Annotated in this window: 18 protein-coding genes; 7 read left to right on the forward strand and 11 right to left on the reverse strand. The window is 65.7% G+C overall.

Annotated elements, in window-relative coordinates; genetic code table 11:
* Window positions 1-2: 2 nt before the first annotated feature.
* The 7 genes from LJ754_RS11055 to dinB all read right to left on the reverse strand — a co-directional run bounded on the left by LJ754_RS11055 (window position 3) and on the right by dinB (window position 7,901).
* A complete protein-coding gene (locus LJ754_RS11055; RefSeq protein WP_227926651.1) occupies window positions 3-1,568 on the reverse strand; it encodes a UDP-N-acetylmuramoyl-L-alanyl-D-glutamate--2,6-diaminopimelate ligase in 1,566 nt (521 codons plus the stop codon).
* 82 nt (window positions 1,569-1,650) lie between these two features.
* Entirely contained in the window at window positions 1,651-3,432 is a 1,782-nt protein-coding gene (locus tag LJ754_RS11060) for a peptidoglycan D,D-transpeptidase FtsI family protein (RefSeq protein ID WP_227926612.1), read from the reverse strand.
* Window positions 3,433-3,477: 45 nt separating this feature from the next.
* Entirely contained in the window at window positions 3,478-4,182 is a 705-nt protein-coding gene (locus LJ754_RS11065) for a hypothetical protein (RefSeq protein ID WP_227926613.1), read from the reverse strand.
* The gene (gene rsmH, locus LJ754_RS11070) at window positions 4,182-5,180 is read right to left on the reverse strand and encodes a 16S rRNA (cytosine(1402)-N(4))-methyltransferase RsmH (protein ID WP_227910837.1); all 999 of its coding nucleotides are present in this window, start codon (window positions 5,178-5,180) and stop codon (window positions 4,182-4,184) included. The genes LJ754_RS11065 and rsmH overlap by 1 nt, the downstream gene beginning before the upstream one ends.
* Window positions 5,181-5,374: 194 nt before the next feature.
* Window positions 5,375-5,806, reverse strand: a complete 432-nt coding sequence (gene mraZ / locus LJ754_RS11075) for a division/cell wall cluster transcriptional repressor MraZ (protein ID WP_227910836.1) — start codon at window positions 5,804-5,806, stop codon at window positions 5,375-5,377.
* A 310-nt stretch (window positions 5,807-6,116) separates the two neighbouring features.
* Complete coding sequence (locus LJ754_RS11080; RefSeq protein ID WP_227910835.1) at window positions 6,117-6,491, reverse strand: DUF3040 domain-containing protein; 375 nt, start codon at window positions 6,489-6,491, stop codon at window positions 6,117-6,119.
* 183 nt (window positions 6,492-6,674) lie between these two features.
* Window positions 6,675-7,901 carry a DNA polymerase IV gene (gene dinB / locus LJ754_RS11085; RefSeq protein ID WP_331461521.1) on the reverse strand — a complete coding sequence of 409 codons (1,227 nt, stop codon included), beginning with the start codon at window positions 7,899-7,901 and terminating at the stop codon, window positions 6,675-6,677.
* 105 nt (window positions 7,902-8,006) lie between these two features.
* Here dinB and LJ754_RS11090 point away from each other — a divergent pair, with 105 nt between their 5' ends.
* Both LJ754_RS11090 and LJ754_RS11095 read left to right on the forward strand, forming a co-directional pair.
* Window positions 8,007-8,495, forward strand: coding sequence for a hypothetical protein (locus LJ754_RS11090; protein WP_227910834.1), 489 nt, complete (start codon window positions 8,007-8,009; stop codon window positions 8,493-8,495).
* 144 nt (window positions 8,496-8,639) lie between these two features.
* Window positions 8,640-9,683 carry a polyprenyl synthetase family protein gene (locus LJ754_RS11095; protein ID WP_227926653.1) on the forward strand — a complete coding sequence of 348 codons (1,044 nt, stop codon included), beginning with the start codon at window positions 8,640-8,642 and terminating at the stop codon, window positions 9,681-9,683.
* A gap of 187 nt (window positions 9,684-9,870) precedes the next feature.
* On the opposite strand, the gene LJ754_RS11100 is transcribed toward LJ754_RS11095, so the two are convergent.
* Window positions 9,871-10,224 (reverse strand): Rv2175c family DNA-binding protein, encoded by a 354-nt coding sequence (locus tag LJ754_RS11100; protein ID WP_227910833.1) that lies wholly within the window; start codon window positions 10,222-10,224, stop codon window positions 9,871-9,873.
* 306 nt (window positions 10,225-10,530) lie between these two features.
* On the opposite strand from LJ754_RS11100, the gene LJ754_RS11105 reads away from it, so the two are divergent.
* A complete protein-coding gene (locus LJ754_RS11105; protein ID WP_227926614.1) occupies window positions 10,531-11,853 on the forward strand; it encodes a lytic transglycosylase domain-containing protein in 1,323 nt (440 codons plus the stop codon).
* Window positions 11,854-11,939: 86 nt separating this feature from the next.
* Complete coding sequence (locus LJ754_RS11110) at window positions 11,940-14,105, forward strand: Stk1 family PASTA domain-containing Ser/Thr kinase (RefSeq protein WP_227926615.1); 2,166 nt, start codon at window positions 11,940-11,942, stop codon at window positions 14,103-14,105.
* A 55-nt stretch (window positions 14,106-14,160) separates the two neighbouring features.
* Here LJ754_RS11110 and LJ754_RS11115 read toward each other — a convergent pair whose 3' ends face one another.
* A complete protein-coding gene (locus LJ754_RS11115) occupies window positions 14,161-15,564 on the reverse strand; it encodes a class II 3-deoxy-7-phosphoheptulonate synthase (protein WP_227926616.1) in 1,404 nt (467 codons plus the stop codon).
* A gap of 92 nt (window positions 15,565-15,656) precedes the next feature.
* On the reverse strand, window positions 15,657-16,586 hold the full coding sequence (locus LJ754_RS11120; protein WP_227926617.1) for a lysophospholipid acyltransferase family protein: 930 nt from the start codon (window positions 16,584-16,586) through the stop codon (window positions 15,657-15,659).
* Between the two features lie 167 nt (window positions 16,587-16,753).
* Between LJ754_RS11120 and LJ754_RS11125 the strand changes: the two genes are divergently transcribed.
* Together LJ754_RS11125 and LJ754_RS11130 are read left to right on the forward strand one after the other, a co-directional pair.
* On the forward strand, window positions 16,754-17,518 hold the full coding sequence (locus LJ754_RS11125; RefSeq protein ID WP_227926618.1) for an alpha/beta hydrolase: 765 nt from the start codon (window positions 16,754-16,756) through the stop codon (window positions 17,516-17,518).
* Window positions 17,515-18,012 (forward strand): hypothetical protein, encoded by a 498-nt coding sequence (locus LJ754_RS11130; RefSeq protein WP_227926619.1) that lies wholly within the window; start codon window positions 17,515-17,517, stop codon window positions 18,010-18,012. The genes LJ754_RS11125 and LJ754_RS11130 overlap by 4 nt, the downstream gene beginning before the upstream one ends.
* Window positions 18,013-18,088: 76 nt before the next feature.
* On the opposite strand, the gene LJ754_RS11135 is transcribed toward LJ754_RS11130, so the two are convergent.
* Window positions 18,089-19,162, reverse strand: coding sequence for an ROK family glucokinase (locus LJ754_RS11135; RefSeq protein ID WP_442860123.1), 1,074 nt, complete (start codon window positions 19,160-19,162; stop codon window positions 18,089-18,091).
* A gap of 139 nt (window positions 19,163-19,301) precedes the next feature.
* Between LJ754_RS11135 and LJ754_RS11140 the strand changes: the two genes are divergently transcribed.
* Window positions 19,302-21,110, forward strand: coding sequence for an AMP-dependent synthetase/ligase (locus LJ754_RS11140; protein WP_227910826.1), 1,809 nt, complete (start codon window positions 19,302-19,304; stop codon window positions 21,108-21,110).
* Window positions 21,111-21,124 lie beyond the last annotated feature (14 nt).

A 21,124-nucleotide genomic window follows, 5' to 3' on the forward strand; every position in this document is an offset into this window, starting at 1 on the left:
ATTTAGGACTCTACCCCGTCGCTGGAAAGGGCAGTGAATCCGTATCTTGTCAAAGCCCGGCGCAGCTCCACCCTGTCGTCCAGGGCGAGGTTCTCCCCCATGACTTCCTGCCAGACCTCGTGGCCCCGGCCCGCCACCAGGACAGTGTCCTGCGGCCGGGCAAGTTCCACGGCGCGGTCAATGGCTGCAGCACGGGGCGCCACTTCTTCAATGACACAGGTGAGCCCCTCCCGGGACTGCGCTGCAGATGCACCGCGGAGCACGTCGGCGCGGATCGCCGCCGCGTCCTCACCGTGCGGGTCGTCATCGGTGACGACGACGACGTCGGCCAGCCGCGCTGCGATGGCCCCCATCAGCGGGCGCTTGGTCTGGTCGCGTTCGCCGGTGGCACCGAAGACGATGATCACCCTGCTGTCCTCGTCAGGGCGCCGCACGGCCTCCAGGGTGCGGGTCAGCGCATCGGGGTTGTGCGCAAAATCAACAATGGCAGCCGGCTCTTCGCCGATCAGCTGCATCCGTCCCGGCACCTCAACGGTGAACGGGTCATGGGTATCGAGTGCCTTCTGTACGGCGTCCGCGGGGACACCGGAGGCCAGGACCATAACGGTGGCCAAGGCTGCGTTGGATACATTGAACCCGCCGGGCAGGGCGGTAGACACGCGCAGCTGTACGTTGTCCGGGCCGCTCAGCACGAAAGAGTGCCCGAGGCCGCGGGGAGCCACCTCGGTCACGTTCCAGTCCGCACCGGCACCTGCACCGTCCGTGGACAGGGTCAGGACCGGCACCCCGGCCCGTTCGGCCATCCTGGTGCCCCATTCGCCGTCGACGGTCACCACGGCGCGGCGGGCACGGTCGGGCTGGAACAGCGCGGCCTTGGCGGCGAAGTATTCCTCCATGGATCCGTGCAGGTCCAAGTGGTCCTGGGTGAGGTTGGTGAACCCGGCTACGTCAAAACGGATCCCGTCCACCCGCCGGTAGCTAATGGCGTGCGAGGAGACCTCCATGGTGGCCGCGTCCAGGCCCCGCTCGCGCATGAGCGCCAGCAGCCCGTGGACCTGGGGCGATTCAGGGGTGGTCAGCACACTGGGAATCGATTCCCCGCCGGCCAGGATCTCGATGGTGCCGATGAGCCCGGTGGTCCGTCCGAGTGCCTGCTGCAGGGAGTTCACGAAGTAGGAGGTGGTGGTTTTGCCGTTGGTGCCGGTGACGCCGAGCAGCACCGGGCGCTGCCCGTCGGCGGGCATGCTGTTGAACACGGCAGCGGCGAGCGGGCCCACCAGGCGGCGGACGTCGCCTGCGAGGAACACCGGGATGCCGAGTCCTTCGAGGTGTTCCAGCCCGGCCTCGTCGGTCAGAACTGCGGCGGCGCCGGCCTTTTCGGCAGCGGCAGCGAAACGGGCACCGTGGTGGCGCGCCCCGGCAACACCCACATACAGGTCGCCCGGCAGCACCTCGCGGGAGTTGATGGTGAGACCTGTCAGTTCAGTGCCCCAGGCGGTGTTCCCGGTTCCTGCTGCGGGCGCCACCGCGCGCAGGGCCTCCGGCAGCCGGTCTACCGCAGCACGCATGGTGACGGGTTCCACGGCGGCAGGGCGGAACCCGGAACCGGGCTGCTGATCTTCACTTGTTGGCACTTCGTTGCTCCAGGAATTAGTACTCAATGGGGTAGGTCTCCGGCTCGCCCTTGGACGGCGGCACGTTGTTGCTGACCAGGGCTTGTTCCATGACCTTTTGGAAGGACTGGCCGGGAACGATGTAGTAGAGGTCGCCCTGGGGCCGCTGGAGGGTCACCACAACCACGTACTTGGGGTCGTCCATGGGTGCAATACCAGCATAGGAGAGTGTGGAACCGTCGTAACCGCCGTTGGCGCCGGGAGCCTCCGCAGTACCGGTCTTGGAACCCACGCGGTACTGCTTCAGCGCGCCGGTGGCGCCGGAACCATCCGTGGTGACCGTCTCCAGCATGTGCTGTACCTGCGTGGCCGTCTCTTTGGACACCACCCGGGTTCCCTTGTCCTTCTCCACCGGATGCTCCGTGCCGTCCTCGTCGATCACTGAGTCAATGATGCTCGGCTTCAGCCGGACGCCGTCGTTGGCGATGGTCTGGTAGACGCTGGCGGTGTGCAGCGCGGTCTGGGTCAGGCCCTGGCCGAAGAGCACGGTGTACTGCTGCCGGTTGTCCCAGTCCTCCGGGTCGGCCAGCAGGCCTGCGGTCTCTCCGTTCAGGCCCACGCCCAGGGGCTGGCCGACTCCAAACTTCGTCAGCCAGTCGTACCGTTCCTGGGGAGTCAACTGCTGGCCGATCTTCACGGTCCCGGTGTTCAGCGACTTGGCCAGGATTCCCGAGGCCGTCATGTGCAGCACTCCGTGGGGCGAGGCGTCCTTGAACGTCTGGCCGTCGACGGTGTAGGTGGGCTCAAGTTCGAACTGCGACTGCGGGGTGATGATCCCCTCTTCGATGCCGGCGGCCATGGTGATCACCTTGGTGGTGGAACCAGGTTCGAAGGAGTCCGTGACGGAGCGTGCCTTGCGCGATTCCGCCGGTGTTGCGCCGGGATCGTTCGGGTCGGCAGTGGTGGATTCGGCCAGTGCAACAACCCTGCCCGTCTCCACCTCCATGGCGACGATGTTGCCCCACTCGGCGTGGTATTCCTCCACCTGCGCGGCAATGGTCTGCTGGGCGAACCACTGCAGGTCCTGGTCGATGCTGAGCTTGATGGACTGCCCGTCCCGGACCGGTTCGTCAGTGTTGGTGGCGTACGGGATGCGGATGCCGTCACCGCCGATTTCGTACGTCTTGCTGCCGGCAGCACCGGCCAGGATGCCGTCCTGGGTAAGCTCCAGGCCTTCCTGGGCACCTTCCGTGCCGAGGAAACCGACAATGGAACCGCCCACCGCTCCGGAGGGGTAGGTCCTCAGCGTGGTGCGGTCCGCGTAGATCCCCGGGAACTTGACGGCCAGGACCTTCTCCTTGATTTCAGGGGTCACGGTCTTGGCGACGAAGTTGAAGCCCTTCTCCCCCAGCACAGCAGAACGCAGGGTCTCCGGGTCTTGGCCCAGTACGGCCGAAAGTTCCGTGAAGGCCTGGTCGAAGGTGACTTCCTGCAGGGTGCCTTCGGCGTCGCGGCGCTTGTACTTCTCCTCGATGTCCTGGGAGAGGCGCTGGTCCACAACTATGTCGAAGCGCTCCACACTGCGGGCCAGGTAGTTGCCCTTGGCATCCAGGATGCTGCCGCGCAGGGCCGGAACAGGGACGGTCACCAGCCGCTTGTCGACGGCGGCCTGCGCCATGCCGTCCGGGTCCACCGCCTGGACCCAGAACAGGCGGAGCCCCAGCAGTGCCAGCAGTGCCAGTGCCAGGACCAGGCCGACACGCAGCCGCTTGGCTACGATGGCCACCCTGTGGTTGTCCGGGCCGGAAGTTTGTGCCACAACGTGTCCTTGTTTATGCCTAAATTCGATGCCTGCCGGCCTGGATCAGTTTCCGCTTCTCTGGCCCGGAACCGGGATGGTTCCACCGTTCAGCTCAGCTTCCGGTACCGTCTCGGGCGCTTGGGGTACAACCGTGGGCGCGGCGGGAGCCGTGTCCTGTTCCCGGGGAGCGGTTTCCTCCTGCTCCTCGGTCGCCCTCACAGTATCCCGGGATTCCTCCGGAACCACGGAAGGCGCGGGTGCCACCGGTTGTGTCAGGACACTGGGAGCACCGATCAGTGCCTTGGCCGGGTCTGCTTCCTTGGCGGCTTCGGGGCTGCCCGTAACGCCCAAGGTCATCAGGTCGATGGTGCCGAAGGTGGGTGAAGACACCATGCCCAGCTCCCCTGCGGCCGCTGCCAGGACCTGGGGCGCCTGGTGGTTTTCGATTTCCTGTGTCAGGGCCTCGTTGCGCTGGGCGAGTTCCGCCTGCTGGCTCTGCAGCTGTACAAGCTCGTACTGGCCGCTGGAAACGGAGATGTTCAGGAGCAGCACGGACGCCAGTCCCAGCACCAGGGCCGCGAAGCATACGACAGCGAACGGAGTGCGCTTCCTGCGGGCGGCCGCAGGGACCAGCGACAGCGGAGTGCGCCGCTTGGGCGCGGGAGCGGCTGTGGCTGTGTCCCAATCGAGGGCACGGGCGGTGTTGCCCACAACCGACTGCGCTGCGCGGCCGGAGCCGATTGGGGCCGATGGCCGACGTTCACTCATTATTTCCTGGCCCCATCCATGGGTTTGCGGATTCGTTCTACTGCCCGGAGCTTGGCCGATGCCGCGCGGGGGTTCTCTGCTATTTCTTCGTCGGTGGGCACTTCGGTGCCCTTCGTCAGCCGTGTGAGCTGGGCCTTGTGCTGCTCAAGCTCAACGGGGAAACCCTTGGGGGCGGAAGACCGGGCTCCCGCGGCGAAGACACCCTTGACGATCTTGTCTTCAAGCGAGTGGTAGGAGAGCACCACAACCCGGCCGCCCAGGTTCAGCACCGACAGTGATGCCGGGATGGCGCGCTCCAGCACGTCCAGTTCCTCATTCACTTCGATCCGCAGGGCCTGGAAGGTGCGCTTGGCGGGGTGTCCGCCGGTGCGGGCCGCAGCAGCGGGAACCACCTTGCGGATGGTTTCCACCAGCTCGCCGGTGGTGGAGAAGGGCTGGACGGCGCGGGCCGCAACGATGGCCGATGCAATGCGGCCGGCGAACTTCTCCTCGCCCCACTTGCGGATGAGGGTGACCAGTTCGGTTTCGCTGTAGGTGTTGACGACGTCGGCCGCGGTCTGTCCGCGGGTGGTATCCATCCGCATGTCCAGCGGCGCGTCGTATGAATACGCGAAGCCGCGGTCCCTCTCGTCCAGCTGGAGGGAGGAGACCCCGAGGTCGAAGAGTGCGCCGTCGATGCCGTCGAAGCCCAGGTCTGTGACGACGTCGGCAATCTCGTCATACACGGCGTGAACCAGGTCGATCCGGTCGTTGAAGGGTTCGAGCCGCTTTCCGGCCAGCGCCAGGGCCTGCTGGTCACGGTCAATGCCGATCAGGTGCAGTTCCGGGAACCGCTGCAGCATGGCTTCGCTGTGTCCGCCCATTCCCAGGGTTGCATCCACGACGACGGCGCGGCCGCGTTCTGCGACTGCGCGTTCAATCGAGGGAGCCAGGAGATTGATGCAGCGGTCGCGCAGCACCGGAACATGCCGTTCCTCGGTGGGGCGCTCTTCGCTCATCTGAGGCTTCCTTCCGTACGTAGTGAGTGGTACCGGCAACAGCTGCTGGTTCTTGGATCAGGCCCCCATCCGCGCCTCACCGCTGCCGGCCGCCTGGCTCCGGGGAAGGGAAGCCAGGATGGCTCGCGGTGGGGCGGCTGGAGATCTCATACAAGAAACAACTGCCTGCGGGATTGTCTTTGCGGGTGGTGCACCTAGAAGATGCCGGGAATCGCGTCCTCGTCCGTTTCCGAGAAAGCGGTCTCCTGCTCTTCCAGGTACTTCTGCCAGGCAGCCGCATCCCAGATCTCGGCCCGCGTTCCTGCGCCGATTACGGCGAGTTCGCGTCCGAGGCCTGCATACGACCTCAGGGCCGGCGGGATAGTGACCCGGCCCTGCTTGTCTGGTACTTCGTCAGAGGCTCCGGACAAAAAGACCCGAATGTAGTCGCGCGCCTGGCGGGAGGAAAGTGGAGCTTCCCGCATCTGGTCGTGGACCCGTTCGAATTCCTTCTGGCTGAAGACGTAGATGCAGCGCTCCTGACCCCTGGTCAGGACGAGGCCGTCAGCCAGTTCCTCGCGGAACTTGGCCGGCAGGATCAGCCTCCCCTTCTCGTCCAAACGCGGTGAATGTGTTCCCAGGAACATCACTCACCACCCTGTCCGATTAGGGGAAAACCCCTCGAGTACCGCCCCTACCCTCTTATGTCCCCCACTTTACTCCACTTCCCTCCACAGTCAACGATGCGGGGCATCTGATTCCGGGCGCGCCGTATTCCAAATTCCGCGAATTCCCGCGGGATGCAGGCGGTGGTGCAAAGTGGAGGGACTGGACCGCCCGCCTGGCCCGCAGGGGACACAAAAAAGGACCCGCCTAAGCGGATCCTTTATGCCAAGCCTGTGCCTGGGGTGGTTTCAGGTGGACACTGCCGGGACCGGGAGCGGGCACCGGGGAAGGTTAGGGTTGGTCACGCTTGCGTTCGTCCCATTTGTTTTCCAGATTGTTCATGAATCCGCGCTGGGCACTTGATTCGCGTTCCTTGCGGCCGTCCGCAGGTTTGGGCGCATTCTTGCGGCCGCGCGTAGTGGCGTAGTAGACCCCCGCACCCATAACCAGGAACCCAAGGACGCCGACCACTATGCCGGCTTCGGTGATGCCAAGGAGCAGTATCGCCAACCCCACCACGGCCATGAGTGACCCGAGGACAATGCGCCTGGTGGAAATGCCGCGGCCGGCGGACGTTGCCATCGAGTTCGCGAATTTCGGATCTTCGGCGTGTAGTTGCTGCTCCAGTTGATCCAGCAAGCGCTGCTCGTGTTCCGAGAGTGCCATTGCTGCCTCCTTGCCGTCCGGTTTGTGCCCCTGTAAACCAACCAACGAACCCGTTACGCCGAATGTTCCCGCGCAGGCCGCTGCTGCTTTGCACTTAGTCCAAGGATAGGTGTCAACGGGTCCGCATGAAAGCGGCCCGTGTACGTATTCCGGCGGGTAGGCCGCCGGAGCCGTTCCGGTGCCTCATTCCGTGCTCTCCGGCGGTGTCTTGCGGGCTGAGGGTGCGATCAACCGGGCCGGCACCACACCGAGTTCGCCAAAGCGCCGGTTGATCCGGTCCAGGGCATCCTCCGCCGAACGCCAACTGTCTTCCCGCCCGTCCAAGGTGAGCTGCATGGCGGCACCCTGCGCCGGCTCCAGCTGTTCCGCCCGCAGGCCAATGAGGCGCACGCTTTGGGGCCGCCGCCCCAGGGCCGTTAGCAGGCCCTTGGCTGCCTCGTAGATCATCTGGGCACTGTCCAAAGGTTCGGTGAGGGTGCGGGTGCGGGTTAATGTCGTGAAGTCGGTGTAGCGCAGTTTGAGGGAAACCGCCCTGCACTGCAGGCCTGCGGCGCGCAGGCGCACAGCGCTTTTGTGTGCCAGGCGCAGCAGTTCGGTATGCAGCACGTCATCGTCGCTGACATCGGCCGCGAAGGTTTCTTCGGCCCCGATGCTCTTTTCCCGGCGTACCGGTGTCACTGCGCGCGCGTCCCGCCCCCAGGACAGTTCGTACACATGCTCCCCCGTGGCACCGAGCAGCCGCCGGAGTACGCTCGGCGGAGTATTGGCGACGTCGGCGACGGTGGCTATGCCCACCCGGGCCAGCACCTCGCGGGTCTTGGCGCCCACGCCCCACAGTGCGGATACCTCCAGGGTGTGGAGGAAGTCCACTGTTCGGTCCTTGGGCACCAGCAGCAGTCCGTTGGGCTTGCAGCGGGTGGAGGCGATCTTGGCCACGAACTTGGTTGCGGCAATGCCTACGCTGGCGGTCATCCCCAGCTCGGCCGCCACCCTTTTACGGATCAGTTCGCCAATGACGCGTGGCGGGCCGAGCCTGCGCATGGAACCGGAGATATCCAGGAAGGCCTCGTCCACGCTGAGCGGCTCCACCAGGGGCGTGATGGATTCGAAGATTGCCATCAGCTGCTTGGAATAGGACCGGTAGACCTCTTGGTGCGGTTCCAGCACCACCGCCTGCGGACACTGGCGCCTGGCCACCGCCATAGGCATGGCTGAGTGCACGCCGTAGCGGCGGGCCTCATAGGAAGCCGACAGCACAACGGACCGGCCCCCCAATCCTCCAACAATCACCGGCTTGCCCACCAGGTCCGGGTGCTGCAGCAATTCGACGGAGACATAGAAGGCGTCCATGTCCACGTGCATGATGGTGCAGTCGCGGTTGCCGCTGCCGTTCTCGGGGCCATTGCTCACCAACTCATCGTAGCCACCGCCACCCCCATAACTCCTTTCCTGCCCGGGCGGTCCGGTCGCCTAGACTTGGGTGCAGGACCCTGACCCCCACCGATGCGGAAACCGATGAACAAGTCCCTCCCTGCACTGACCATCGCGGCCCTGGCCCTGGCTGTGTCCGGTTGCACCGCCGGAGACGGCGCTGCTGCGGACCCTGAATCCAGCTCCTCCACGGCCGCCGCTCCTGCTCCCTCAGCTTCTCCCACGAAGACGCCGGTGGCGCTGGCGGACGGTTTCCCGACCGACCGGATCCCGGTTATGGACGGAGCCGAGATCCTCTCCAGCACCGTGGACCGCTCGGGGAAAACCATTACCTCCGTACTGGTCGCTTCCACTGCTGTGCCGGCGGCCGAGGTCATCGCTTACTACGAAGCAGCCCTGACGGCCCAGGGGTTCGCTGCCTCACCCGCAGAACCGGGCACTCCCACGTCCCGGGACTTCCTGCGGATAGGTGCAGGGGAACCGGAAACCGTTAATATCACGGTCACTGCCAAGGACGCAGATTCCTCCACCGTCACCGTAGGCTCCACTCTCCTCGTCGAAGCGGAGGGCTAGCCCGTGGCTCCCGGCACTGCTCCGGAACCGGGTTCCCCCGCCGCGGCAACCGGATCAGGTCCCGCTTCGGCCAGCGGGGTCCACGGTTCCCCCGCCCCGCTCCCGGCAGAAGCGGCCGAACATGAGCAGGCCGGGTACAGGGCCCTGCTGGGCGCGGAACTGGAAGACTTCCTGGCTGTCCAGCATTCGGTCCTCGCGGAAGTGTCCGCAGAAGCCCTCCCGCTGCTGGACGCGGTCCGCAACCTCGCCCGCGGCGGAAAACGGCTCCGTGCCCTGCTGGCCTATTGGGGCTGGCGTGGAGCGGGCGGCGCCGCCCTGGCGCCCGATGCGGTCCGGGCAGGCGTAGCCCTGGAACTGTTCCAGAGCGCAGCACTGATCCATGACGACATCATTGACCGCTCGGACACGCGGCGCGGCGGACCCAGCGTCCACCGGACCTTCTCCATCGCGCACGCGGATTCCAACTGGCATCTGGACGGATCCCACTTCGGTGCCTCGGCCGGCATCCTTGCCGGCGACCTGTGCCTTTCCCTCAGCGAGGAGATGTTCACCGCCGTCGGGCAGCGCGCTGCACACGGCACGACGGCTCGGAGGATCTTCAACCGGATGCGCACGGAGGTGATGGCCGGCCAGTACCTGGACATCCTTGAAGAGGTTGTCGGCCCGAGCCACGAACCTGAGCACGCGGTTGTCCGGGCCCGGAATATCCTGCGCTACAAGGCAGCCAAATACACCACGGAACATCCCCTGACCCTGGGCGGCGCGCTTGCCGGAGCGGAACCTGACCTGTTGTCCGGCTATTCGCGTTTTGCCCTGCCGCTGGGCGAGGCCTTCCAACTGCGTGACGATGTGCTGGGGGTCTTCGGGGATCCGCAGACCACGGGCAAGCCTGCCGGTGACGATTTGCGGGAGGGCAAGCGTACGGTCCTGATTGCCTATGCACTCGCCGGCGGTGAGCACGCGCGCAGGGAGATCACTGCCAGGCTCGGGGATCCGGAGCTGGACGACGACGGCGTTGCCGTCCTGCGCGGAATCATCCAGGACACGGGTGCACTGGCTGCCACCGAAGAGCTCATCTCCCGGCACACGGAAACTGCCTTCTCCGCGCTCAGGGATCTGTCCCTGGACGAAGTGTCACGGGCCGCGCTGGATGCATTGGCGCATGCAGCCGTCCGGCGCAGCGCCTAACGGCCGACAACCAGGCAGCACAGGCAACACAGGCAAGGGAGCATCCCAAGACACAAAGCCGCCCCGTCAGCGACGGGGCGGCTTTGTGTTGTCCAGCTGTGTTGTCCAGCTGTGTTGTCCAGATTTTGTCCAGCTATTTTCCTGCGGTTACCGGCGGTTACCGCCGGTTACCGGCGGAAGCGGACCACTACCAGGCCAGGGCCTGCGCCCGCCGGCGGATCTCAGTCTTGCGTCCTTCCCGGAGCGCGTCGACGGGACGTCCCGGCAGGGTGTCATCAGCAGTGAACAGCCAGCGGATCATTTCGTCATCATGGAAGCCCGCATCGTTCAGCACCGAGATAGTGCCCTTGAGGCTGTCCAGCACGGCGCCGTCAGCGATAAAGGCAGCCGGGACGCTGCGGATCTTCCGCTCCCCCAGGCGGACGGCCACGAGGGCGCGCTCCTCCAGCAGGCTGTGCACCTTGTTAATGGGGAGGTCGAGTTGTTCAGCCACATCGGGCAGGGTCAGCCAGTCGGAAACCAGTTCCTGAAGTTCATTCACCCTTCAAGGGTGCCACGACCCGGGCACCCCGGGCCACTCGGGCTTTAGTGGCCTAACTGAAACACAAATGGGACTACTCAGGTATTGTGCGGCACCGCCCTTGGTGTAAATTCACAGGAGTACCTAAAGTCACATCAGTAACAAATGCAACAGTAGTAACAGAAATAACAGCTTTCGAGCCCTATCACTTGTTTTTAGTCCCAAGGATTGCGGTAAAGGCCGCGGCCATCACAGATGAGGAAACAGCACCATATGAACGCATCGTCAACAACGGGAACGCAAAGCGCACGTCCCGCTGGTACCGGAATGCCGCGCAAACTGAGTGTCGCGGTGACAACCGCCGCCATTCCGGCAGTGATGATGTCCGCCCTGGCCCTTGCCGAGCCGGCCGCTGCTGCGCCCGCCGCCCCGCAGAACACGCTGTTCCCCCAGATGCCGCTGCAGGCCATCAAGAACCTGAACACCGGTGCATCAACCGGAGTTGCCGCCTCACAGCTGGCCACCCAGGTTCCGGCTACCCTGCCGGCCGAGTCCTCCGTCCCAGCCACGCACCGCATTGTCCGCGGCGACACCGTGACCTCGATCGCCGCCCAGTACGGTCTCTCCGTGACCGAGCTCCTGCGCGTGAACAACCTGCAGTCCACGTCCCTCATCTTTGCGGGCGAGGAACTTCGGCTGACCGGTGCTGCTGCCCCCGCCGCCCCCGCTTCCCCCGAAGCTCCGGCTGCCTCCGCCGGCACCTACACCGTGGTCACCGGGGATACGCTCAGCGGCATTGCAGCCCGCCACGGCGTCAGCCTCTCCAGTGTCCTCTCTGCCAACGGACTGACCCTCACCTCGGTGATCTACCCCGGCCAGTCCATCCGCGTTGACGGTTCCGCACCGGCCGCACCGGCCGCCCCGTCCGCCACGCCGGCCGACGTCGCCGTCGCGCCCGCTGATGCGGGAGAGTCCACCTACACTGTGGTCTCCGGCGACACGCTGAGCGGCATCGCCGCCCGGCACGGAGTCAGCCTAACCACGGTCCTGGCCGCCAACGGCCTCACCACGACGTCGGTGATCCACCCGGGCCAGAAGATTGCCGTCAGCAAGAGCACCATCAGCATCGCGTCCTCCGCCCCGGTTACCGCGGCACCCACGGACCTGGTGCCCAGCACCTTCCTGCACTACACCTACCCGGAACACACTGTTGCCGGCGCCAACCTGAACAAGCAGACGCTGAACTCCCTGCCGGTTCCCAGCCGCGCCCAGATGCAGCAGATTGTTGCCGATACCGCAGCCCAGATGGGCGTCGACCCGGCCCTGGCGCAGGCCTTCGCCCTGCAGGAGTCCGGCTTCGACCAGCGGGCGGTATCCCCCGCCAACGCCATCGGCACCATGCAGGTCATCCCGTCCTCGGGTGAATGGGCCTCGCAGCTGGTGGGACGCCAACTGAACCTGCTGGACCCCTATGACAACGCCACGGCGGGCGTGGCCATCATCAGCGCGCTGGTCCGCAGCAGCGACAGCCTGGAGACCGCCATCGCGTCCTACTACCAGGGCCAGTACTCGGTGAACACCTACGGCATGTTCGCCGACACGCAGGGGTACGTGAACTCCGTGCTCGCACACAGGTCCTCCTTCCTGTAGGCAAAACACAAGGCCTGAAGCGCAGCGAAGGGTCCGGATCGGGTGTCGATCCGGACCCTTTCGCCTACCCCCATTAGGATCGAAGAGTGCAAGAGCCCCTGAAAGACTCCCTCGTTGAGACGCTGGTAGACGAGCGCTACTACGTCCGGTCCCTGATTGCGCGCGGAGGCATGTCCTCCGTCTACCTCGCCACCGACCGCCGGCTGGACCGCGACGTCGCGCTGAAAGTGCTGTATCCGCACCTCGCCGCAGACCGTGGATTCCTGCGGCGTTTCGAAAGCGAAGCCAAGTCCGCCGCCCGGCTGTCCCACCCCCACGTTGTGGGCGTACTGGACCAGGGCATTACCGAGGACCTCGCCTACCTGGTCATGGAGTACGTGCCGGGACGCACCCTTCGCGGATTGCTCGATGAGCGGGGTTCCCTGTCCCCGCGGCTGGCCCTGGCACTGATGGACGCCGTAGTTGAGGGACTCGCGGCTGCGCACGACGCCGGCCTGGTCCACCGCGACGTCAAGCCGGAGAACGTCCTCCTGGCGGAGAACGGCCGGATCAAGATTGCCGACTTCGGCCTTGCCCGGGCCGTCTCCACCAGCACCAATACCGGAACCCTGGTGGGAACCGTTGCCTACCTGGCACCAGAACTCGTGACGGGGGCCGTAGCGGACGAGCGCAGCGATGTGTACTCGGCCGGCATCATGCTGTACGAGATGCTGACCGGGCGCCAGCCGTACACGGGCGAGGTACCCATCCAGGTGGCTTTCGCACATGTCCATTCCACCGTTCCGGCACCCTCCGTCCTCTGCCCGGGACTTGCCGAGGATCTCGACGAACTTGTCCGTTGGTGCACGGCCCGGGACCCGGAAGACCGTCCGGTCAACGGCCGGGCGCTGCTGGGGGAACTGCGGCATATCCGTACGTCCCTGAGCGATGCGGAACTGGACTTCCACTGCCCGCCCGCCGGTGCCGGCGTTGGCTCCCCCGGCGCCGCCACCCAGGCCCTGCCGGCACTCCCGAAGATGCCTCCCGGTGCCACCGAGGTGCTTTCCGCAGCAGGTGCCACCAGCATCATCGACACCTCCGACCTTCGTCCGCCCGCTTCGGGAAGCAACCACACAGAGGTGATCCGCCGAAGCGACAATGACACCACCGTTTTCCCGGCCGGCGGCTTCTCCGGACACGGGCCCGCAGACGAAGACGACGACGAGGACGACGACAGCGCGGACTACGGAGACGATGACGGGTACGACGACGAGGGGCTCAGTGCCCGCGCCAGGCGCCGGTTGGACAAGCGCCACGACCGCGACCGGCTGCGCGAGAGCGATCGGGAAGCCCGACGTCCGCAGGTATCCCTGCGCAGCGGCAAATCCCGGCGCCGCGGCATCCTGCTGGGGGTGCTGATAGCTCTCCTGCTGGCCGGAGCAGCCTTCGCCGGCTGGTTCTTCGGCGCCGGGCCTGGAGCACTCGTTTCCGTGCCCGACGTCAGCAACGTTTCCGTGGAAGAGGCCGGCGCGCAGCTCGGTGATGCCGGACTGTCCTACACCACGAACGAGGTGTACGACGAGGTGGTGGCGGCCGGGCTTGCCGTGGGCACGGATCCGGCCGCAACCCTGGAGGTCCGCCGCTTCCGGCCGGTCACATTGCTTGTATCCAAGGGACCGCAGTTGTTTTCCGTGCCCAACCTCGTACAGCGCAACCTCGAGGCTGCACAGGCAGACCTGTCCGAGTCCAGCCTGGCACTCGGTACGGTCACGGAGGAGTACAGCGAAAACGTGGCGTCCGGCAACATCATCAGCCAGGATCCGCTGCCCGACACGGAGCTCCGCCAGGGCACGCCTGTAAACGTCTCCGTATCCAAGGGCCCGGCCCCGGTTGAGGTCCCCGCCGTGACGGGACAAAGCCGGGACGCCGCGGTGAAGGCCATAGAGGCCGCGGGGCTCACCGCCGCTGTTTCGCCCGAACAGGTCAACAGCAGCACTGTTCCTGCCGGTGCCGTGGTGTCGCAGACACCAGCGTCGGGCCTTCTGGAACGCGGTTCAACGGTGACCCTGACTATTTCCCTCGGCCCCCGGATGGTCGAGGTACCCAACTATGTGGGGCGCCGGGCCGAGGATGCCAAGGCAGATCTGGAAAGCCGCGGATTCAGCGTCCAGGTCGAAAACCTGCTGGGCGGATTGCTCGGCCTGGTCCGTGACCAGGAGCCCGGCGCCGGAACGGCACCGGAAGGTTCCACCATCACCCTGAAGGTGGTTTAGCCGGCTTTGGGTATGCCGGCCGGGGAGGAGCCAATCCTCCCCGGCCGGCGGGGAGTTACTGGCCCCTGCCGGACAGGGCTCCGGCCACCAGGAACGCCATCTCCAGTGACTGCATGTGGTTCAGGCGGGGGTCGCACACCGATTCATAGCCCTCCGCGAAGGCTTCCTGGTCAATCGGATCGGCACCGCCCAGGCACTCTGCGACGTCGTCGCCGGTCATTTCCACGTGCATCCCGCCCGGGAACGTGCCCAGGGAGTCGTGGACTTCAAAGAAGCCGCGGACTTCATCCATCACGTCATCGAAGTTGCGGGTCTTGTACCCGTTGGGAGATGTAACGGTATTCCCGTGCATGGGATCCGTGACCCACAGGACCTGGGCACCGGAGGCAGTGACCTTCTCCACCAGCTGCGGCAGCTTCTCGCGGATGTTGCGCGCGCCCATCCGGGTAATGAAGGTCAGCCGCCCGGGCTCGCGGTTCGGATCGAGCTTGTCGATCAGGGCCAGTGCGTCCTCGGCACTTGTTGAGGGGCCGAGCTTAACGCCAATGGGGTTGCGCACCCGGGACAGGAAGTCCACATGCGCGGCATCCAGGTCGCGGGTCCGCTCCCCGATCCACAGGAAATGCCCTGACGTGTCATAGGGCTGCCCGGTCCGCGAGTCCACCCGGGTCAGCGCACGTTCGTAGTCAAGGAGCAGGGCCTCATGGCTGGCGAAGAACTCGGTCCGCTTCAGGGCTTCGAAATCGGCCCCGCATGCTTCCATAAAGCGCACTGCACGGTCGATTTCCCGGGCAAGTGACTCGTAGCGCGAGTGTGCCGGGTTGGAGGTGAAACCCTTGTTCCAGTGGTGCACCAGCCGAAGGTCCGCGAACCCGCCCTGGGTGAAGGCACGGATGAGGTTCAGCGTGGAGGCAGAGGTGTGGTAGGCCCGGACCATGCGGGCCGGGTCGTGCCTGCGGGACTCAGGCGTGAACTCATAGCCGTTGACCATGTCACCGCGGTAGGCCGGCAGCGTCACGCCGTCCCGGGTCTCGTCGTTGGAGGAGCGCGGCTTCGCGAACTGGCCTGCCATGCGGCCCATCTTGATCACCGGCACCGAGGCGCCGTAGGTCAGCACCACGGCCATCTGCAGCAGGGTCCGTACGCGGGCGCTGATCTTATCGGCGGTCGCGGCCTGGAAGGTCTCTGCGCAGTCACCGCCCTGCAGGAGGAAGGCCCTCCCCTGCGCGGCTTCAGCCAGACGGGACCGCAGGACATCCACTTCGCCCGCAAACACCAGCGGCGGAACCATCGACAGTTCATCGATGGCGGCCTTATACCCGGGATCATCCTGCCAGGACGGCTGCTGGCCGATCGGGAGGGAGCGCCAGTTATCCAGTTCGGGGTGGCTGGCGGAAGTTGCTGCCGCACCGGAAAGGGTTGTAGGAGTGGAGTCGCTGTCTACGGGTGTGTACGTCACGGCTTAAATCCTACTGGCTGCCTGCAGGGAACAAACAAGAACGTCATATTCCGCCGGACACAGCGCAACACGGTGCCGCCGTGGGCCCGCCCCTAGGCGGTGTGTGAACGGCGCGCGCGGCCTGTGCCGCCGTCGGGCTCCGGCGCATCGGCGGCGCGCTTCCCCTGCTTCCCCCGGGCAGCATCCCGGGATCCCTTGGCCGAACCGATTACCGTAACGGTTCCGGGCAGCTTGTCCCCGGACTCGGTTGGCAGTTCGGAGCCGCCGGTTGCGGGACCGGCCCCCTTGCCGGCGGAAAGCCGTACTGCCGCGCCACGGGCTTCCGCCGCCTTTCCGCCCTTGCGGGCGGCCAGCTGTTCCTTGACGGTGCTTGCGTACACGTCGACATATTCCTGGCCGGACAGCCGCATCAGTTCGTACATGATTTCATCGGTCACTGCACGCTGGACAAAACGGTCGTTCTCAAGCCCGGCATAGCGGGAGAAATCCAGCGGCCGTCCCACAATGATGCCGATCCGGCGGATGTTGGGGATCCTGCGTCCGATCGGCTGGACTTTGTCAGTACCGATCATGGCCACCGGAATCACCGGTACCCCGGTGGAGAGCACAAGCTTGGCAACACCGGTCTTGCCGCGGTAGAGACGGCCGTCGGGGCTGCGGGTTCCCTCGGGGTAAATACCCAGCAGGCCGCCGTTCTCCAGAACGTCCACGCCTGCCTTCAGCGAGGATGCGGAGGCGGCACCGCCGGAACGGTCCATCGGCAGCTGGTTGGAAAGCCGGAAGAAAGCAGCCGTGAGTTTACCCTTGAGGCCTTTGCCGTTGAAGTAGTCACTTTTCGCCAGGAAACTCACCGGCCGGGGCACGGCCAGCGGAAGGAAAATCGAATCTGAGAACGACAGGTGATTGCTCACCAGGACGGCAGGACCGGATTCGGGGATGTTGTCCATTCCCTTAACCCAAGGCCTGAAGAGAAGATTTACCACCGGCCCGATGAATATCGTCTTCATCACCCAATAGAACACGCGGTTTGATCTCCCGTCCGGACAAGGCAAAGCTAGGGACCTGTTTGGTTCCCCAGACTCTACTGTATGCGCGCCCCACCCCGCTGGTTAATTTCAGCGAACGGCGCCTACGAATAGTTTGCCCCTTTTGGGGTGGAAAAAGCGCCCTCTAATGCAACCATAGAGATATGACTTCCCTCCCCGGCGCTGCTGCCTTCTCCTATGAGGGGCACGGTCCCAACGCGGGTGTGGGCGTGCTCCTGAGCCACGGATTCACCGGTTCCCCGGTGAGCATGGCGGCATGGGCACGCCATCTCGCCCATCAGGGATACGCCGTGGAGCTGCCGCTGCTGCCGGGCCACGGGACAAGCTGGCAGGAACTTGCCGTGACGCCCTGGCAGCGCTGGTATGAGGAATACGAGGACGCGTACTTCTCTCTCCGTGCCCGGACCCGGTGTGTTGTATCTGCCGGACTGTCCATGGGCGGCGCCCTGGCCCTGCGCCTGGCGGCCGGCCAGCCGGTGGCCGGTGCCGCCGTCGTGAATCCCGGCCTCACCTTCGGCGACCCGCGTGCCCGGTATTCCGGGGTGCTCAAGTATGTACTCAAATCGGTTCCCGCCATCGGCAATGACATCCGGCTGCCGGGCCAGGACGAGGGCGCCTATGCCCGGACCCCGGTGGCAGCCGTTCAGCAGCTCGGCCGTCTCTTCCGGGACACGGCGGCCAGCCTGCCGGCCGTCACCGCCCCCGTACTGGCCTTCCGCTCGCGGACGGATGCGGTGGTCCCGGAATCCAGCATGGACCTGCTGCGCCGGAGGCTGGTGAACGCCGAGCTGGAAGTGGTTCCGCTGGAAAACAGCTACCACGTGGCAACCATGGACCACGATTCGCTGTTGATTTTTGTCCGTTCGCACGAGTTCATCCAACGGGTTAGCGCCGGGGTCCGGACATGAGTGAACGCGAACCCGAGCACAACGAGTCCACCGACGAAGAGGTCTGGAAGGATCTGGTGGCCCGCCTGGAACACATGGACGACGCCGGCCCCGCACCGGATACCCGGCCGTCCCCGCCGGCGGATCCCGGCCCGGAAGCCTCCGGGGCTCCCGCGTCCCCCGGCACGGCATCGCCGGCTGAACGCACCAGGGCCCTTTTCGAGAACCAGGCGCTGGCGGGCGGGCCGCGGGACTACGCTGTCCCCGACGAGCAGGATGGTGCGTTTGTTCCGCCGGAACCGCCGCCGCTGGGCCTCGGCGAACCGACGGTGGTGCTTGCCTGGCTGGGCGCCGTCGGCGGGCCGCTGCTCCTGCTGGTGTTCGCCATGTTCTGGCGCAGCGCTCCGCTGGCCGTCATCCTCGGCACCGTTGCCGTTTTTGTCGGCTCGGCCGGCTACCTGTTGTTCCGCCTGCCGCAGTACCGCGATGAGGGCGACGACGGCGCGGCCGTCTAGGCGCAGCAGTGCGCCCGCCGCTCCCGTGACGGAGCGCGGCGGGCAATGCCGCCGGGGTCTGCCCCACCGCCGCGGTTCAGCGGCGCGCGGCTATCCGGGAGAGGTCTGCGGCGCCGATCAGTCCGGCCGCTGGTCCCAGTGCGGCACGCTCCATGCGGGCCGCGGGGCGGAAGCCCCGGCCGGTGAGGTTGCGGGCGAACGAACGCCGTGCAGGTTCCAGCATCAGGTCTCCTGCATCGCTGACGCCGCCGCCGATCACGAACATTCCCGGATCCAGGGCGGCTGCAAGGTTGGCGAGGCCCAGGCCCAGCCACTGCCCCACCTCGTCGAGGAGCTCGATCGACGCCGGATCTCCTTCCAGGGCCAGCCGCGTGACCACTGCCCCGGTCACGTCCCCTATGTTGCCGTCCACGGCCCGCAGGATTTCCTGGGCTACCGGCGAGTTGGCGGCCGCAAGTTCACGGGCTTCCCGGCCAAGGGCATTGCCGGAAGCATATTGTTCCCAGCAGCCGCGGTTGCCGCATTCGCAGCGGTGGCCGCCGGGCATGATGATCTGGTGTCCGAACTCGCCGGCCACGCCAAAGCGGCCGCGCTCCAGCCGCCCGTCCATCACCATGGCGCCGCCTATCCCGGTGCCCAGGGTGACGCAGACCATCCTGCTCTCCCCCGCCCCCGCACCGAACCGGTACTCGGCCCAGGCCGCGCCGTCGGCGTCGTTGACCAGGAACACGCGGCGCCGCAGAAGCCGTTCCAGGTTTTCGCGGAGCGGCTCATTGCGCCAGGCCAGATGCGGACTGAACAGCACGGTGCTGCCGGCCAGGTCCATCCAACCGGCCGCGCCTATGCCAACGGACCAGACATGATGGTCCGCGGAGAGTTCCTGCACCAAATCCACAATGACCGCTTCGACCTCGCGCGGATCATGCCCGGGAGTCAGGCGGCGGGCCTGCCGGAGGACCCGCCCGTCGCCGTCCACCAGGCCGCCTGCCACCTTTGTGCCGCCGATATCAATGCCGATCGCGAGTCCGCGGCGGCGCATCCGGTTGGGCAGGCGCATGGGCCGGCGGGTACGGAAAGGCCCGGCCGCGTCGGGACGGCGCTGCAACGGGGAGGCGGGACGGGGAACAGGTGCTGGGGTAACGGAACGCATCAGAAACCTATTCTAGGGAAACTGCAAGAGGGGTGGCACGAACGTTATCGATCCGCAAGGTTACCGACGGGTACAGAAGTGTGATCTACGTTATAGGCTGGCAGTGCCTACGGGCCTACCGGATATCAAAGGAGCTATCGTGCGAGAATTCAGCGTTCCCGTCCTAGCGGAATCCCCGCCGCAGACAAACATCACCAACATGCTGCTGGACCAGGCTGCCAAGCCGAGCAACCCGGCGCTGTTTGCTGTCCGGGACGGCCAGGGCGAATGGCAGCGCATCAGCGCCACGGAGTTCACCAAGGACGTCCGTGCCCTGGCGAAGGGCTTTGTGGCCGCGGGAGTAAAGGCCGGGGACCGCGTGGGCATCATGTCCCGGACCCGGTACGAATGGACGCTGGTTGACTTTGCCCTGTGGTTCGCCGGAGCCGTTTCGGTTCCGGTCTATGAGACATCCTCCCCGTCCCAAGTCGCTTGGATCCTGAGCGACTCCGGTGCCGTGGGTATCGTGGTCGAAGCGGCCCGGCACGAGAACATTGTCCGGCAGGCGGCCGCCGATGAAGACCTGTCCGCAGTGGCAAACGTGTGGCAGATCGACGGCGGCGGACTTGATACGCTTCGCAGCGCCGGCACGTCCGTCAGTGACGAAGATCTCGAGGTCCGCCGCGCTACGGCCACCATGGAAGACCTCGCCACCATCATTTACACCTCCGGCACCACCGGGAAGCCGAAGGGCTGCGAACTTACGCACGCCAACTTCGTGAACCTGACGAAGAACTCCGAGCTGGCCGAGCCTGAAGTTGCCCGTGAGGGCTCCCAGACCATCATGTTCCTTCCGCTGGCCCATGTGCTTGCCCGTTTTATTTCGGTACTCAGCGTGGGCACCGGTGCCACCGTTGCCCATACCCCCGACGTGAAGAACCTGTTGCCGGACCTGCAAAGTTTCAAGCCCACGTTCATCCTGGTGGTTCCGCGCGTGCTGGAAAAGGTCTTCAACGCTTCCATGCTCAAGGCCGAAGACGGCGGCAAGGGCAAGATCTTCCACGCCGGTGTGGCCACCGCTGTGGAATGGTCCCGCGCCAAGCAGGAAGGCAAGGTACCGCTGTCCCTGAAGCTCAAGCACGCTGTGTTCGACCGGCTGCTCTACGGAAAAATCCGCGAGGCCATGGGCGGACGGGTGCAGTATGCCGTTTCCGGCGGTGCTCCCCTGGGTGAGCGGCTGGGGCACTTCTTCCACGGGATCGGCCTGCTGGTGCTCGAAGGCTACGGCCTCACCGAAACCACCGCCCCGTTGACCACCAACACCCCGCAGCTGGTCAAGCTCGGCACGGTGGGGGCGCCGCTGCCGGGCAACAGCGTCAAGATCGCCGACGACGGCGAGATCCTCGCCAAGGGCATCAGCGTGATGAAGGGCTACTACAAGCGCCCGGAACTGATGGCGGAAACCTTTACCGACGGCTGGTTCCACACCGGGGATATCGGCGAGCTGGACGCGGACGGCTTCCTGAAGATCACGGGCCGCAAGAAGGAAATCATTGTCACCGCCGGCGGCAAGAACGTGGTCCCCTCCCAGCTGGAGGACTCAATCCGTGCAGACGCCATCGTTTCCCAGTGCGTGGTGGTCGGCGACGCCAAGCCGTTTATTTCCGCGCTGATCACTGTGGATGAAGAAGCACTGCCAGGCTGGTTGGAACGGCACAAGCTGCCGGCCGGCATGACGGTGACCGAGGTGGCCAAGACCGACGAGCTGCAGGCGGAACTCCAGGCCGTGGTTGACCGGGCCAACAAGAAGGTCTCCCAGGCCGAGGCCATCAAGGTGTTCCGGGTGGTCCCCACGGACTTCACCGAGTCAAGCGGGCACCTCACCCCGTCACTGAAGATCAAGCGTGCCCAGGTGCTGCGCGACTTCTCCGAAGTGATTGACGAGATCTACAGCGGGCAGCGCGTCTGATCCTTGCCTGCCGG

This window comes from Arthrobacter sp. zg-Y40 (assembly GCF_020731535.1).
In the GTDB taxonomy this organism is placed as follows: Bacteria; Actinomycetota; Actinomycetes; order Actinomycetales; family Micrococcaceae; genus Arthrobacter_B.